This window comes from Bradyrhizobium sp. MI1.7 (assembly GCF_055811795.1).
Window position 1 is genome coordinate 80,221 of sequence record NZ_JBVVPO010000016.1, and the last position, 15,140, is coordinate 95,360.

A 15,140-nucleotide genomic window follows, 5' to 3' on the forward strand; every position below is an offset into this window, starting at 1 on the left:
CCCCCCCAAAAACCACCCCCCCCCCCCCCCCCCCCCGGGGGCCCCCCGCCCGGGGGGGGGGGGGGGCCCCCCCCCGCCCCCCCGCGCGCGGGGCGCGCCCCCGGCCCCCCACGACATCGATGTCACCAGCCCCTCCGGCGGCTCGGAGATCGCCTCGATTGTCGAAGACGGTTCTGCGGGCCATGGCGATCACAAGGCCTTCGGCGGCCATCACTGCCACGGCTGCTTCTCGGTCGCCGTCGCGCAGCCGCTGCAGCCTGGATCCGCCGCCGACATCGTTGCCGCACCGATCCCGCAGCGTGAGCCTGCGCTGCTCGGCATTGCGCCCGACACCGACTCTCCGCCCCCCAAACACCTGACCTGAACTGATCAGCCGGGCGCCTGCGCGCCCACGATACGATTGTTCACAGGTCACCTTCATGTCTTGCAGACGGACTGCCGCGCGCCTGGCGTGCGCGATGGCGATTTTCGTCAGCCCCTGGCTGACGCAGCACACGCACGCCCAGACGCTGACGATGCGGAGCGCGCTGTCGCGCGCGCTGGCCGCGAGCCCGCGGCTCACCGCGGCAGAGCGCGACGTCGGCATCGCCACGGGGCAGCGCATCCAGGCCGGCGCGCTGCTCAATCCGGAGCTGTCCTATGAGCAGGACAATTCGTTCGGGTCGGGCATCTATCGCGGCACGAGATCGGCCGAGACCACGCTCCAGATCAGCCAGGCCTTCGAGCTGTTCGGCAAGCGTGATGCGCGGATCGCCGCAGGCGCCGCCGGCATCGAGGTGGCCGCGATCCAGCGCAAGGCGGTCAGGCTGGAGGTGCTGTCGGAGACTGCGATCGCCTTCCTCAGCGTGCTCGGCGCGCAGCGGCGCATCCAGATCCTCGACGAGCAGATCGCCGCGATCGACCGGCTGACGCCGCTGCTGCGCCGCCGCGTCGAGGCCGGCGCCTCCTCGCCGGCCGAGACCGGCCGCGCCGAGGTGGCGTCCGCCCTGGTGAAGGCCGACCGCGAACGCTTCAAGGCAACGCTGGCGAGCGCCCGGCGCGAGCTTGCGGTGCTGATGGGGGATCCCGCGGCAAAATTCGGCGAGGTCTCCGGCCGGCTCGACACCACGGGAAAGACGCCGACGTTCCAGTCGGTCGTCGCCGCCATCGATGCCAATCCGCAGCTGGTGCGCTGGACCGCGGTCTATGCCCAGCGCAACGCCGAGCTGTTGATGGCGCGCTTAAGGCCCTATCCCGACGCGCGGATCGCGGCGGGATGGCGCCATTTCAACGAGACCAATGACGACGCGGTGCGCCTCACCGTCTCGGTGCCGATTCCCGTGTTCGACCAGAACCAGGGCAACATCCTCTCGGCGCAGGAAAGCCTCGCCAAGACCAGGGCGGAGCGCGAGGCCAACCGCAACACGCTGATCGTTGTCGCCGGCCGCGCCTACGACTCGCTCCAGGGCTCGCTGCGCGAGCTCGCGGTGCTGCGCGAGACCGCGATTCCGAAAGCCACGGAAGCCTCCGAAGCGATCGCGCAGGGCTACGGCCAGGGCCGCTTCTCGCTGCTCGAAGTGCTCGACGCCCAGGCGAGCGTCACCCAGGCGCGGCTGCGCGAGCAGGAGGCGCTGCAGAACTTCCATGCCGGCGTTGCGACCATCGAAGGCCTCGTCGGCAATCCCTTTGCGCTGGCCCGGGAGAGCGCGCGATGAAAACATCCTCCACCATCGTCATTGCCATCCTTGCCGCAGCACTCGGCGCTTACGGCTATTCCCTGCTCGCCCCTGCCGGGGTCACGCACACCGAGCATGCCGAGCATTCCGAACAGAAGAAGCCGAACGACCATGTCGAGCAGGACGAGCACGGCGCCGACCGCATCCGCATCTCCGACGTCAAGCTGGCGGCCGCCGGTGTCACGCTGGCGGAGGCCGGGAGTGCGACGCTGACCGATACGCTGTCCTTCAACGGCATCTTGCGCGCCAACCAGGAAGCCGTCGTGCAGGTGACGCCGCGCTTTCCGGGGGTCGCCAAATCGATCCAGAAGCGCATCGGCGACAGGGTCGGCAAGGACGATCTGCTCGCCGCGATCGAGAGCAACCAGAGCCTCACCGTCTACGAGCTGAAGGCGCCGATCGCCGGCACCATCATCGAGCGGCAGATCTCGCTCGGCGAATACGCCTCCGAGCAGAAGCCGGCCTTCGTGGTGGCCGACCTCTCGACGATCTGGGTCGACCTGTCGATCTACCGGCAGGACCTCCGGCGCGTCCGCCTCAACGACGAGGTGCTGATCGATCCCGACGACGGCCGCGGCGAGATCAAGGGCACGATCTCCTACATGGCGCCGATCGGCAGCAGCGAGACCCAGACCGCGCTCGCCCGCGTGGTGCTGCCAAATCCGGACGGACGCCTGCGTCCCGGTCTGTTCGTCACGGCGCGGCTGATCCTCGCCGCGCGCAACGTCGCGGTCGCCGTGCGCCGAAGTGCGATCCAGACGCTGGAGAACAGGACCATTGTGTTCGTCCGCGAGGACGGCGACAAGATCGAGGCGCGTCCCGTGGAGCTCGGGGATTCCGATCCGCGCCATGTCGAGATCAAGGCGGGTCTTTCGGCCGGCGAGCATTACGTCGCGGAGAATAGTTTTGTCGTGAAGGCGGAGATGGGCAAGGGCGAGGCGGAACATGATTGAGCGCCTCATCGCCGTCTCGCTTCAACAGCGCTGGCTGGTCCTTGTGCTCGCGCTCGGCGCCGTCGCTTTCGGAGCGTGGAATTTCCAGCGCCTGCCGATCGATGCTGTCCCTGACATCACCAACGTCCAGGTCCAGATCAACACCCGCGCGCCCGGCTACTCGCCGCTCGAAACCGAGCAGCGCATCACCTTCCCCGTCGAGACCGCGATGGGCGGCCTGCCGAAGCTCGATTACACCCGCTCGCTGTCGCGCTACGGCCTGAGCCAGGTGACGGTCGTGTTCAAGGACGGCACCGACATCTATTTTGCCCGCCAGCTCGTGGGCGAGCGCATCCAGCAGGTGAAGGATCAGCTTCCGGCGGGCGTCGAGGTCGCGATGGGCCCGGTCTCGACCGGCCTGGGCGAAATCTTCATGTACACCGTCGAGGCAAAGGCGGGCGCGAAGACGCAAGGCGGTCACGACTATTCGCTGACCGATCTGCGCACCGTGCAGGACTGGATCATCCGGCCGCAGCTTCGCAACGTGCCCGGGGTGATCGAGGTCAACACCATCGGCGGGTTCGAGCGGCAGTTCCACGTGCTGCCGGACCCCGGCAAGCTGATGGCCTACCGGCTCGGCTTTCGCGACGTCATGACGGCGCTCGCCGCCAACAACGCCAATGTCGGCGCCGGCTATATCGAACGCAACGGCGAGCAGTATCTCGTGCGCTCCCCGGGCCAGGTCGGCAACATCAGCGAGATCCAGGACATCGTGATCGGCTCGCGGGGCGGCAATCCCGTCAGGATCAGGGATGTCGCCACCGTCAAGGAAGGCCGAGACCTCCGCACGGGAGCGGCGACGCGCGACGGCGAGGAAACCGTGCTCGGCACCGCCATGCTGCTGATCGGCGAGAACAGCCGCAGCGTGGCGCGCCGCGTCGCAGCCCGTCTCGACGAGATCGCCAAATCGCTGCCCGACGGCGTCGTGACCCGGACCGTCTACGACCGCACCCATCTGGTCGAGGCCACCATCCGCACGGTCGAAAACAACCTCCTGGAAGGTGCGGCCCTGGTCGTGGCCGTGCTGTTCCTGATCCTCGGAAACATCCGCGCCGCGCTCGTGGTGGCCTGCGTCATTCCGCTCTCCATGGCCATGACGATCACCGGCATGGTCGAAACAAAAGTCAGCGCGAACCTGATGAGCCTGGGGGCGATCGATTTCGGCATCATCGTCGACGGCGCCGTAATCATCGTCGAGAACTGCCTGCGCATGCTCGCTGAGGCGCAGCGCCAGAAGGGCGGGCTGCTCTCCACCCCCGAACGGCTGCGCGCGATCCTGCGCGGGTCGCGCGAGGTCATCAAGCCGAGCTTGTTCGGAACGCTGATCATTGCCGTTGTCTACCTGCCCGTGCTGACGCTGACCGGCGTCGAGGGCAAGATGTTCACGCCGATGGCGCTGACCGTGCTGATGGCACTCGGCGCCGCGGTGCTGTTCTCCATCACCTTCGTGCCGGCGGCGGTTGCCATCTTCGTCACCGGCAAGGTGTCCGAACACGAAAACCTGTTCATGCGGGTGGCGAAGCGCATTTATCTCCCCCTGCTCCGCCTCGCGATCGACAATCGGGTCGCGGTCACCGTCATGGCCGCCGTCATCGTGATCGCAAGCGGCATTGCCGCCGCGCGCATGGGCGGCGAGTTCATCCCGAGCCTGGACGAAGGCGACGTCGCGCTGGCCTCGATCCGGATTCCCGGCACCAGCCTCACGCAGTCGCTGGATCTGCAAAAGGCGCTGGAAAAGCGCATCAAGGAGATTCCCGAGGTGAAGGAATTCTTCACCCGCATCGGCACCGCCGAGATCGCGACCGACCCGATGTCGCCGGCGCAAACAGACGGCTACATCATGCTGAAGCCGCGCGCGGAATGGCCCGACCCGGGCAAGCCGAAATCGGAGGTGATCGAGGCCATCGACCACGCCGCCGACGACATTCCCGGCAGTGCCTATGAAATCTCCCAGCCGATCCAGTTCCGTGTCAACGAGCTGATCTCCGGCGTGCGCAGCGACGTCGGTATCAAGGTCTTCGGCGACGACCTCGACATCCTCCAGGGCGCCGCAAAGCAGGTCGAGGCCGCAATCCGCGGCATCCGCGGCGCCAGCGACGTCAAGATCGAGCAGGTCTCGGGCCTGCCGATCCTCACCGTCCGGCTCGACCGCCAGGCGCTCGCCCGCTACGGGCTCAGCATCGGCGAGGTACAGGGCATCGTCGAGATCGCGGTCGGTGGCAAATCGGCAGGCAAGCTGTTCGAGGGCGACCGCCGTTTCGACATCGTCGTGCGCCTGCCGGAACATCTGCGCGGCAATCTCGACGCGATCCGGGCCATCCCGATCCCGCTGCCGCCGAGCGAGGAAGCAGCAGGCGGCACCGCCGTTCGAACAGCGCTGACCGCCTCTCCCCTTGCCCAGATGCGCTATGTCCCGCTGTCGTCGGTCGCAACCGTCGATGCGACGCCCGGTCCCAACCAGATCAGCCGTGAGAACGGCAAGCGGCGCATCGTCGTCACCGCCAATGTCCGCGCGCGCGATCTCGGTTCCTTCGTGAGCGAGGCGGAAGCCGCCGTCGCCGAGAAGGTCAAGCTGCCGCCCGGCTACTGGATCGGCTGGGGCGGACAGTTCGAGCAGCTGGTCTCCGCCACTAAGCGGCTGATGATCGTGGTACCGGTGGCGCTCCTGCTGGTGTTCCTGCTGCTGTTCATGGGCATGGGATCGGCGGCGGATGCGGCTCTGGTGTTCTCCGGCGTGCCGCTGGCGTTGACGGGCGGCGTCGCGGCGCTTCTGCTGCGCCAAATCCCGCTGTCGATCAGCGCCGGTGTCGGCTTCATCGCATTGTCGGGCGTGGCCGTTCTCAACGGCCTCGTCATCATCGCCTTCATCGAGCGGCTGCGCAGCGAGGGGCGCCCCGTTGCCGACGCGGTGCGCGAGGGTGCGCTGACGCGGCTGCGCCCGGTGCTGATGACCGCGCTGGTCGCCTCCCTCGGCTTCGTGCCGATGGCGCTCGCCACCGGCGCCGGCGCCGAGGTGCAGCGTCCGCTGGCGACCGTGGTGATCGGCGGCATCATCTCCTCGACCGTGCTGACGCTGCTGGTGCTGCCGGCGCTCTATGCGCTGTTCCGGCGTGACGCGGACACCGAAACGCCTACAATGGCGCCTGATTTGGCGGCGTCCGGGGAGCGCTAGATTTGGGCAGCCACGACCATCACGGTCATCACCACCATGATCATGCCGGCCACGGGCATGATCACAGGCATAACCACGGTTCTGGCCACGCGCATGTCCATGCGCCCGCCAATTTCGGCACGGCATTCGCGATCGGCATTTCGCTCAACACCGCGCTGGTCGTGGCCGAGGCGATCTACGGCTATATCGGCAACTCCACCGCGCTCCTCGCTGATGCCGGCCATAATCTCAGCGACGTGCTCGGCCTGGTCGTGGCCTGGTGCGCATCGATCGCGGCACGGCGCGCGCCGAGCGGCCGCTTCACCTATGGCTTTCGCGCCTCCACCATCCTGGCGGCACTTGCGAATGCGGTGTTCCTGCTGGTCGCGACCGGCGCGATCGGCTGGGAGGCGATCTTGCGGCTGCGCGAGCCGGAGCCGGTCGCAGGCGTCACCGTGATGGTGGTCGCCGGTATCGGCATCCTCATCAACGGTTTTACCGCCATGCTGTTCGCGCGCGGACGCAAGGACGACATCAACATCGAGGGCGCCTATCTGCACATGGCGGCCGACGCAGCGGTCTCGCTTGGCGTCGTGATCTCGGCGGCGCTGATCATCTGGACCGGCTGGCTCTGGCTCGATCCCGTCACCAGCCTCGTCATCTGCGCCACCATCCTCTGGAGCACCACCAGCCTGCTGCGCGGCTCCATCGACATGTCGATGGCTGCGGCGCCCAGGGGCACCGACATCGCTGCGATCAGGATCTTTCTGCTGGAGCGGCCCGGCGTCTCGGGAATCCACGACCTCCACGTCTGGCCGATCTCGACCACCGAGACGGCACTGACCTGCCATCTCGTCATGCCCACCGGAGCCGGCGATGCATTCCTGATGGAGACGGCGCAGATGCTGAGGGCGTCCTTCCGCATCGGCCACACCACGCTCCAGATCGAGACGCATCCGGATAACGGGTGCGCACTGGCGCCGGATGATGTGGTGTAATGGGCACAACGCCTCCCCATCGTCATTGCGAGCGAAGCGAAGCAATCCAGACTGTCTCCGACGAGGCAGTCTGGATTGCTTCGTCGCTTCGCTCCTCGCAATGACGACGTGGAGAGAGAGCGGCGCCTTACGCCGCCTTCGCCGTCACGATCCAGATCGCGCCCTGCAGCGCTACGCTTTGTCCCTTCATGAACGGCGCCAGCATCTCGCGGATCGAGGCTTTTGCGGCCTCGTACGTCTCCGGCGGATGGCCCTGGAGCGCGCGGCTGGCCGGGCCGATCTGGAGCGCGCCGTCCACGGCGGCATCGAGCCCGCCGCCGATGGCGACATCCATCGCGAGATTGTGCGGCTCCATCGCCACGTCCACGAAGCCCGCGCCCTTGAGGATGCGCATCACGCGCTCTTCCGAGGCGAAGGCGAACGGGCCCGGCTCCTCCGGCCCGACCGGCGGCATCTTCGGGACATGTTTGTAGACCGCCATCAGCGGCGCCATCATCCACGGGTTTTCCTTCGGCTCGCGCCAGCAGGCGAAGGCGAGCCGTCCGGTCGGCTTCAGCGCGCGGCGGAGGTTGGTGAAGGACGCAATGGGATCGGCGAAGAACATCACGCCGAAGCGCGATGCCAGCAGGTCAAAGCTCGCCGGCTCGAACGGATGCACCGTCGCATCCGCCAGCACGAAATCGAGCGGCAGGCCTTTTGGCGCAAACGCGCGCGCCTGCGACAGCATGGGATCGGAGACGTCGAGGCCGAGCGCGAAGCCATCAGGCGCGACAGCCTTCGCGAACGCGAACGTCGTCGCGCCGGAGCCGCAGCCGACATCGAGCACGCGCTCGCCCGGCTTCGGCCTAGCACGATCGATCAGCACGTCGGCGATGGGTCCGAGCAGGCTCTCCTGGGCAGCGTGCCGATCGGCCCAGCGCTGCCCGCTCGGACCGTTCCAATAAGCGATCTGGTCGGCATTCTCTGCGTGTCCGCTTGGCTGTTCCATGGATCCCCTCCGGCAGCTTGGTCGAAAGACCCCGATGCCGAAAAGCAAGGACGCCGTCAACTGAGGCGGCCTGTTCGGTCCACCTGTCAGCGAGACGTTCTTGCGTTCACGCCGCACGACACGGCGTCAGAGGTTGACGGACCGCCGAGGTCTTCAACTGCCGACCTGCGCTACGCCGGATCATTCGGCCGCGAGCGAAACTCCGGTTCGCTTGGCGAGGACGCGGCGAAAGTCGGCTGCCAGCTCGTCGTAATAGTTGGCAAGCTCCTCGTAGAAGGCCCGACCGGCCTCATCAGGAGCTTCTTGAGCCGCTTTCATGCAGTGGGCGGCTTTCGACTCGTACCTTTCCAGCTTGATGCGAAGATCACTCATCACGGCGATACTCCACGCTGCCACAGGGAGCCGTAACGTTGGTTCGGATGGCGATCAAAAAGATGACCGAAAAAGGGCAATTTTGGACCCTTGGAGGGCGGCTCGTGGGCGTCCGATGCCAGGCGCAACGAGGCAGGACAGCCGCCAGCGGCCAAATCGGCGCGCCGTCAGCCGGGACTACCAAATTGGAATGATCGAGCCGCGGCGGCTCATGCGTCGCGCTTCGCGCAAACACGCCCGGCAACAATGTCGGTAGATGAGGTCCAGCAGAGCACACATTGGCGACCCCTCCATCGTGAATTGCGGTGGACATTGGCCGACTCGCGGGCGGACGCCTGTGACAATCATCACAAAGGCGATCTTGCTCGAGCCCTGTTTGCGATGCGTTCGGGCCTTGCTCGAACACCCGCGGGAGGGCTAAAGAGGCGCCTTGGGGCGGTTAGCTCAGCTGGTTAGAGCATCTCGTTTACACCGAGATGCTTACGACGTGGGAAGAGCAGCATTTGCAGGCACTTCTTCCAGATCAGCGCACTAACGCCCATGAAACCGCCCATGAAATTCCTCGTTCATGGGCGCAGGCGCTGGGGGCGGTTAGCTCAGCGGTAGAGCAGGTGCTTTACACGCATCTGGTCGGCGGTTCGATCCCGTCACCGCCCACCACTCCCCGCTGTCCAACGCCAGATGGTCCGAAACAACGCATCGGTGTGGCGCGCGCCCGCAAGCCAACTGGAATGTGGGGTCATAACTGGTATCAGCACCTGACCTGTGGATGTTAATCCCGACCAACCACCCGGAGGACCCCCACCCCCGCCGAACAATTACGATCCCTTCGCGGGAGGTGGCCTCAATCTGCGAGGCGGGCACGCACGTTGATGACCCTGTCGGCCGCGCAGGCCTTACGAACCCAGCCGCTTCCGCACCCGCAACACGGTCACGGCTGACCACGGTTTACCGTTCGGCGTCTCGATCTGGCGCGCGTTCAACTCACGGGCGGCGGCCCGCGCCGACAGGCCCGAAAGTTCGGCTAGTACAGGCCGCAACGCCTCAGCGCGCTCCCTTGCCTCGTCACGGGTGCGGAGGCTACCGGCATTGATGCCGCCGAGCCTGAAGCCCTGCGCCTTCTTGGCGGCGAGCGCGTCTCTTGTGCGCTGGGAGATCATCCGGCGCTCTTTCTCGGCAAGTGCTGCAAACAGGTGCAGCATGAAGGGATCGGCATCAGCGCCCAGTTCTGCGACGATGAAAGGCGTTCTGTGCGCCATCAGGCCGCTGATGAAGTGAACGTCGCGGGATAGCCGGTCGAGTTTGGCGACGATGATCGGGGCCTTGTGGCTCTGTGCCAGCTTCAGCGCCGCTGCAAGCTGCGGTCGCTTGTCGAGTGCGTCTGCGCCCTTGCCGGTTTCGACCTCCTCGAAGGTCTCGATCAGGCGATAGCCCTCGGCCTCAGCAAAGCGGGCCAGCGCCGCCTGCTGAGCCTCAAGACCCAAACCAGACTTGCCCTGTCGGGCGGTGCTGACGCGGATGTAGGCGATGGCGGTTTTCACGGGTCTTGATCCCTGATCTGCAACATGACGACGTCGGTCGTGGTGTTACAGAGGAGGTGGAACAAGTCAATGGGAGTGTGTTACAGACGATCCTTAACCGGGTCGCTCGCGTTCCGGGGGCTGGAGCATGTTAGGGCATTTTGCCCTATGCCTCGTCGCAGCCATCGTGTTCGATCACGAGCGGCTCGGCTTCGCCGGCGGCATCGATGATCTGGCGGATGATAACCCTGATCGGGCCGCCATCCTTGTCAGCGTGCGGCTGGATCGCCTTGCCCCAGCCCCTGTCGAGCAGGATACCCGCCGCCGATACGCGTGCTGCCGCTGGCACGGTCTCTTGGCTGACGATCCCGGCAAGCACCTTGATGCATAGTGCGGTGTGCCCCCGCGCCAGCGACCGCAAATCGGATGGGATTTTCTTTCGGGGCAACGGTTTGCGGGGTGGGTCACCCCTCCCTGTTGGCGCGGGCAGCATCCGCATCCGGCGACAATCACGGAAACGATATAACACAAAGATGCTGGCCCGCCTGACGGATGATGCGCTGCCTGCGATTTGCGCGCCGTTCGGACCAGCACCGATAGCCGTCATGATTGATCTCATGAGCAGGTAGGCGCGTTGTGGACACGCTCATCGGAGGGAAACAATTCCGACGGGAAGTTTGCTTTGTGTTGGGGGCGGCGGCTGCCAAACCATGCCGCGATTTATGTGCCAACCGGTCTTGTCGTGATGGCGCTGCGAAACGCGAGAGGCGAATTAACGGTGGAAATGGTTTGCGTACCCTCGCCGACGCCCTGAATGGTAAGGTCGCCATAGTTCAAAAGGCGGCCAAGAACGCTTTGGTTGACATCGACGCTCTCAACTTTGTCGAGCCTCATCTCAAAGGTCCGCCTCCTGATGAAACCGCTCTTGTGGACGACCCGCATGTTGGTAACGTCGGTCTCGGTGGTCCAGCGGCGGAACCAAGCCGTCGCGGTCCAGTACAAGGCCGCAAGCCCAGCGACTGCCGCCAATACCAAGCAAACCCACGTCAGCGCGTCAGCGGCGACCAAGCGCCACAGCACCAGAAATGCGACCGCCGCGATCCACGCCCCGATTGCAGGCAAAAAGTACACCCAGTGTTCGTTGGTCGAATACAGCACCCTTTCGCCGGGCTGTAGGATTTCGTCGATATAGCGCCCCATACGCCTACCCTGAGTTTACCTGTCCTCGCAGTAATATGCGCCATTTTGAACCGAGAAAGACCTTGATCTATCTCAAGCCTTCCAACGGCCAGCGCCGGAGGCTCGCATTGCGTTCAGACGAGAGCCGGACCCATCCCTGCTATGAGAGGGCGGGATGTTTGGACGGTTAAAGGAGGTGCAGAATGATTAGGTTGATTGCTATTGCTGGCTTCGCCTTATCGGTCGCAGTATCGGCGCATGCCATGACACCTGCGCCGATTACTCCTCCGCCCAACGGCATGATCACAGAAGTCGCTGCTGCCTGCGGCGCGGGTAGGACCCGAGTTAACGGTGTGTGCGTGGCAAGAACCACCGTCCGTCAGACCCGTCGAGCCGTCCGCAGATGTGCGACCGGAATGACTTGCTAGCGCGCTGATGGCTAAGCGGTACAACTACGAAGACGATCCGGAACTGTCACTAGCGGCATTCTGCACTCTGTGTTGCCCGAAGCCGCTGAAGGAGCGGCTGCTGGATGCGATGGTCGCCGTACATGATTTAGATCAACGTTTCCGCTCGACTGCCACCAAAAATGGCGCATGAGAAACATCGTGGAAGAAGCTGGCGAGATCATCGCGATGGCGACGGATGACCCATACGCTGATCGGCGGTCACCACCGCCTCGCGGTGGCGGCCAGCCAGGGTAAACAACTATTCTGGAAAGATACTGGGAAGCCCGTGAAGCTTGATCCCTTCTTCAAGGCAAGTTCTGATCGAAATACAACTTGATGCGCAGGCAGCGTGACGCGACCGGCCCGAGCGTCTAGTCGAGGCCATCATCACGTCGATGCCACCGAGTTCATGCATCTGATGACCGTGAGCCGGTCACTCCTCCTCACGCTTCCGACGGCGGGCAAGGTTCGACGAAGCCGGAGGGACGCCGCCGCTGGACGGCCATGCTGCTCAATTCCTACGAGAGCATCTTTGTGTTCGGCGGTAGCTTGGAGCGTGCCTTAACAATTCTGATTAGATGAGGCCGGTCGTGGTGCGAGCCATAAACTCCGGCACAATAGGTCCCGTCTTGCACATCGGAAATGACGTCCGGGCGTTTGCGAATGATGCCCGTCCATTTCTTGCCCGGATCAAGTTCAAAAGGGAGCGTGCCTGTGCCGCCGACTTGCGGGTTGGCGATCATGAAACTCGCGGAAGGTCGTATTCGCCATCTCTTCCATGCATTGTCGAACCGCAACACAACAAGATTTGTCAAAGTGGTGGTCTGGCCGCCGCGATTGATCACCGTTAGGGCCATCAGGTTCTTGTCGTCTTCCGCGCCATGGCCCCCAATCAAAACGGCATCAGGCATTAACGATAAGTTCAGCCTGACCCGTTTCTCGAACCAAGTCCTAAAATTCAGCGCAAACGCGGCGGTAGCCACAACTGCTGCGTATACTGCAAGCCAAGTCTCGGACTTCATCGTCCCTGATCCCCCATCTGTTGCTGCTCCGCCGCGTGTTGAGAAGCTACTTGTTAGGCTTCCAGTCGCGCGCGAGCTTCTGCGCTTCGGCGATCTGCGTTGAGGTCATCCTTTTGGCCAACTCATCACGGTATTCGATGTAGTTGCCGCGATCTTTAGCAGGTGCCCCGGCAGAAGCCAGATTGAACCACATGTGCGCTCTGACAAAATCCTGCGGCATTCCCTCTCCGTCGCGATACATGAATGCAAGATTGCTTTGCGCCCACACATGGCCCTGTCCGGCTGCGAGTTGAAGCCACTTTGCCGCTTCTGCGTAATCTTGCGGAACACCGTCGCCTTGTCGGTACAGAAAGCCAAGTTGAAAATGAGCAGCGGGATAGCCGAGTTCAGCCAATGATCGGAACAGTCTCACCGCAGTTGGATGGTCATCGCGCTTCATTGCCGCAAACGCATCTTGCCAAATGTCCTTCGGACCTTCGGCCATCGATGGCACGGGAGTGCCCAACGCCAGAACGATTACCGCGATTGCCTTGAAGTTCATGTTGCCCCCGTTTCGGTCGGTGGTCCGCCCTCGCTGATCATGGCGGTGGCTAAAATGCCGGTGGCTCTGCATGCCAGCGCACCAGATCATCCATCGCAACGAGCGCGATCTTGTCGGTCAGCGCCGCCGACGCAATCGCCTCCTCTGTAAACGACGACGTTGTGACGATGTAGCCGCGATGCGCATTTTGCTCTTCCACAACCCCCTTGAATTGCTGGATGGTCGGTCGGCCAACTTTATTCTCGGTCGCGTTTCGCTTGCACTGCACGATCAACAAGCCGTCAGGATGTACGGCAAAGCCATCGACACCAAAGTCGTTCGATCTGCGGGTAGCCCAAGCCTCAAGGCCAGCCCTGTGAAAAAAGCTCATGCTGTGCTGCTCAAAATTAAAGGGGTCCATGCTGAGCAGGTATTGGCGGAGCGCCATCTCCTCCACCGGCATGGCGAAACGAGTGGGGTCCACCGGCTGCTCTTTCATTGCAGCCCTCATCTGTGCGCTGGTCTGACGCAGTCGTTCGTCCGCGATGATGATGTCGATAATTTCAGCAATATGGGTCCCCGCCTCAGGGCTTGTCACGACAGCTTCGATAATCGAGGTGATGCCTGCCGCACCGAGAAAGACCAGCAGCAGTACCGGAACGCCGAGAGCGCCACCAAACGCGGCTATGCCAGCGGCGTGGCCGCCGACAAGCGGGATTGCGGCGAGTGTGGCCGGTAGCGCGATCTTCATCGACAACGGCAGGTTTGATTTCCGGTAATTCGAGGCGGTTGCCGATATGCTCTTGGCCATCGCCTTGATGGTCGTCCGCGAATTGATCAGCGCGTTTAATTGCCTCAGCTTTTCGAGCGCACTGGCCTCGCTTGCAACGACCTCGCGTGATTGGCTGAGCCAGCGTATCGCCAGGACCCGGTCTTCGGGGCGCGTGGTGTGAGTGATGGTCGAGGCGAAGAGGCCCACAAGCCACGTCTTAATTCCGTTGGTCACATTGACGAACACGGCGGCTCCACAGGCGAGACTGAGAGATGATAGGGCGGTTCTATTTGCACGAAATTTCCAAGTCATCCGTGTCGCGCGGCAATTCATCCTTCTCGTTGGCTTTGAGACTGACGAATTTCATGTTGACCCGAGGCGGGACCGCGAAGTCCACGTCAAGGTAGGCGGTGCCGAGTTTCATCGTGCTTTGGATGCGCTTCGCGGTCACCGCACTGGTGATGAGGGCAGCGACCAGCATGCCGCTGCTCGTCGCTTTGGCAGCGATGGCATTTACTTTCTGGATGTCGGCGTTGCCGTTTGATTTCAAGCGAAGCCGAGCTTTCGGCGGGAGGCCCCACGAAACTTTGAAAATCGTGACCTCATAGCCCATCTGTTCGAGGATCGGCAGCGCATCGCCGACTTGCTGAGTGAAGGTGTTGAACTCAGTCATCAGCCTGCCCGTAGTGTCCGACAAGTCCGGCAGCGAAAGGTCCGGCATCGACGGCAGGGACACGGACGGCAAGGATGGCATAGCGGGCATCATGTCGCGCGCGGATTTAGTGATGCTATCGATCCGGCTCGGCGCGGCTTCTTCGGCCTTGGCAACCGCAACGGTGGTGAGCAACACGAAAAAAACTATCGAAACCGCCCTCATTCAATTCCCCTTTTGCCCTGCCGCCAGATTAGCCATCGGCTAACGGTAGTTGCAATAGACATGATCTGCCCGGTCAGGTTTGAAAAGGTGTTCAGCTTCCGAGCGATGGTCCTACGCGAACAGGTCGGCACGGGCTTGCGCGAACTTCATGCGCGGGCCTGCTGCGACGGCAGCCGCTCGCCGCGCGCCCACATGGCGTACTTCCGCGCGGTCCAGTCGCGCTGATCGCGCCATGCCTGATAGTCGGCTTCCGTGCGCTTCGCGGAAAACTTCCGCCACGCCACCTCGAAGTCGGCGCGTGCCTGATCGAAGGTAGGCGCGGTGCCGCCGGTCTGCTCGCCGGGATTGGAGCCGGGATAGAAGCCGCACAGCCATTGCCACGGGTCTTGATCGCTCGGGTGGCCGACGCGGCGCGCGATGGTGCCGACATGGACATCGCCGAAATAGACGTGCCAGCAGTCTTGGCGTTCCGGGTAACGGCGGCGGGTGAGCTTGGGCATCACGCATTGAAGCGCGGCGAGCCCGGCCACGGCAAGCCGCTAGACCTTGCGGTGAATGGTGCGCCGCCTACCGGCTCTGGACGAT

16 protein-coding genes and 1 tRNA gene are annotated in these 15,140 nt (G+C 63.8%); 7 read left to right on the forward strand and 10 right to left on the reverse strand.

Annotated features, from left to right (window positions below):
* The 5 genes from AC0L3X_RS17300 to AC0L3X_RS17320 all read left to right on the forward strand — a co-directional run.
* Positions 1 to 364 (forward strand): hypothetical protein (locus AC0L3X_RS17300; RefSeq protein ID WP_473316535.1); only part of this gene is annotated, 364 nt, incomplete at its 5' end.
* 55 nt (positions 365 to 419) lie between these two features.
* Positions 420 to 1,694: a divalent metal ion exporter subunit IhpA gene (gene ihpA / locus AC0L3X_RS17305; RefSeq protein ID WP_063982965.1), complete on the forward strand. Its 1,275-nt coding sequence runs from the start codon at positions 420 to 422 to the stop codon at positions 1,692 to 1,694.
* Positions 1,691 to 2,668 carry a divalent metal ion exporter adaptor subunit IhpB gene (gene ihpB / locus AC0L3X_RS17310; RefSeq protein WP_063982964.1) on the forward strand — a complete coding sequence of 326 codons (978 nt, stop codon included), beginning with the start codon at positions 1,691 to 1,693 and terminating at the stop codon, positions 2,666 to 2,668. The genes ihpA and ihpB overlap by 4 nt, the downstream gene beginning before the upstream one ends.
* On the forward strand, positions 2,661 to 5,879 hold the full coding sequence (locus tag AC0L3X_RS17315) for an efflux RND transporter permease subunit (protein ID WP_354131589.1): 3,219 nt from the start codon (positions 2,661 to 2,663) through the stop codon (positions 5,877 to 5,879). Before ihpB ends, AC0L3X_RS17315 begins: the two co-directional genes overlap by 8 nt.
* A gap of 2 nt (positions 5,880 to 5,881) precedes the next feature.
* Entirely contained in the window at positions 5,882 to 6,856 is a 975-nt protein-coding gene (locus AC0L3X_RS17320) for a cation diffusion facilitator family transporter (RefSeq protein WP_166342025.1), read from the forward strand.
* Between the two features lie 127 nt (positions 6,857 to 6,983).
* Here the strand turns inward: AC0L3X_RS17320 and AC0L3X_RS17325 are convergent, their stop codons facing one another.
* Both AC0L3X_RS17325 and AC0L3X_RS17330 read right to left on the reverse strand, forming a co-directional pair.
* The gene (locus AC0L3X_RS17325; protein ID WP_166342026.1) at positions 6,984 to 7,844 is read right to left on the reverse strand and encodes a class I SAM-dependent methyltransferase; all 861 of its coding nucleotides are present in this window, start codon (positions 7,842 to 7,844) and stop codon (positions 6,984 to 6,986) included.
* A 180-nt stretch (positions 7,845 to 8,024) separates the two neighbouring features.
* The gene (locus tag AC0L3X_RS17330; RefSeq protein ID WP_014494837.1) at positions 8,025 to 8,216 is read right to left on the reverse strand and encodes a hypothetical protein; all 192 of its coding nucleotides are present in this window, start codon (positions 8,214 to 8,216) and stop codon (positions 8,025 to 8,027) included.
* A gap of 585 nt (positions 8,217 to 8,801) precedes the next feature.
* On the opposite strand from AC0L3X_RS17330, the gene AC0L3X_RS17335 reads away from it, so the two are divergent.
* Positions 8,802 to 8,876 (forward strand) — tRNA-Val (locus AC0L3X_RS17335).
* 236 nt (positions 8,877 to 9,112) lie between these two features.
* On the opposite strand, the gene AC0L3X_RS17340 is transcribed toward AC0L3X_RS17335, so the two are convergent.
* The 3 genes from AC0L3X_RS17340 to AC0L3X_RS17350 form a co-directional block, all read right to left on the reverse strand.
* Positions 9,113 to 9,757, reverse strand: coding sequence for a recombinase family protein (locus tag AC0L3X_RS17340; protein ID WP_473316536.1), 645 nt, complete (start codon positions 9,755 to 9,757; stop codon positions 9,113 to 9,115).
* Between the two features lie 145 nt (positions 9,758 to 9,902).
* On the reverse strand, positions 9,903 to 10,343 hold the full coding sequence (locus AC0L3X_RS17345) for a hypothetical protein (protein WP_473316537.1): 441 nt from the start codon (positions 10,341 to 10,343) through the stop codon (positions 9,903 to 9,905).
* Between the two features lie 113 nt (positions 10,344 to 10,456).
* Positions 10,457 to 10,936 (reverse strand): PH domain-containing protein, encoded by a 480-nt coding sequence (locus tag AC0L3X_RS17350; RefSeq protein ID WP_473316538.1) that lies wholly within the window; start codon positions 10,934 to 10,936, stop codon positions 10,457 to 10,459.
* A 624-nt stretch (positions 10,937 to 11,560) separates the two neighbouring features.
* On the opposite strand from AC0L3X_RS17350, the gene AC0L3X_RS17355 reads away from it, so the two are divergent.
* Positions 11,561 to 11,701, forward strand: coding sequence for a hypothetical protein (locus AC0L3X_RS17355; RefSeq protein ID WP_473316539.1), 141 nt, complete (start codon positions 11,561 to 11,563; stop codon positions 11,699 to 11,701).
* A gap of 181 nt (positions 11,702 to 11,882) precedes the next feature.
* On the opposite strand, the gene AC0L3X_RS17360 is transcribed toward AC0L3X_RS17355, so the two are convergent.
* The 5 genes from AC0L3X_RS17360 to AC0L3X_RS17380 form a co-directional block, all read right to left on the reverse strand.
* Complete coding sequence (locus AC0L3X_RS17360; protein ID WP_473316540.1) at positions 11,883 to 12,386, reverse strand: hypothetical protein; 504 nt, start codon at positions 12,384 to 12,386, stop codon at positions 11,883 to 11,885.
* A 46-nt stretch (positions 12,387 to 12,432) separates the two neighbouring features.
* Complete coding sequence (locus AC0L3X_RS17365; protein ID WP_473316541.1) at positions 12,433 to 12,927, reverse strand: tetratricopeptide repeat protein; 495 nt, start codon at positions 12,925 to 12,927, stop codon at positions 12,433 to 12,435.
* Between the two features lie 49 nt (positions 12,928 to 12,976).
* Positions 12,977 to 13,924 (reverse strand): restriction endonuclease, encoded by a 948-nt coding sequence (locus tag AC0L3X_RS17370; RefSeq protein WP_473316542.1) that lies wholly within the window; start codon positions 13,922 to 13,924, stop codon positions 12,977 to 12,979.
* Between the two features lie 40 nt (positions 13,925 to 13,964).
* Positions 13,965 to 14,555, reverse strand: a complete 591-nt coding sequence (locus AC0L3X_RS17375) for a hypothetical protein (protein ID WP_473316543.1) — start codon at positions 14,553 to 14,555, stop codon at positions 13,965 to 13,967.
* A gap of 146 nt (positions 14,556 to 14,701) precedes the next feature.
* Positions 14,702 to 15,085 (reverse strand): hypothetical protein, encoded by a 384-nt coding sequence (locus tag AC0L3X_RS17380; RefSeq protein WP_473316544.1) that lies wholly within the window; start codon positions 15,083 to 15,085, stop codon positions 14,702 to 14,704.
* Positions 15,086 to 15,140 lie beyond the last annotated feature (55 nt).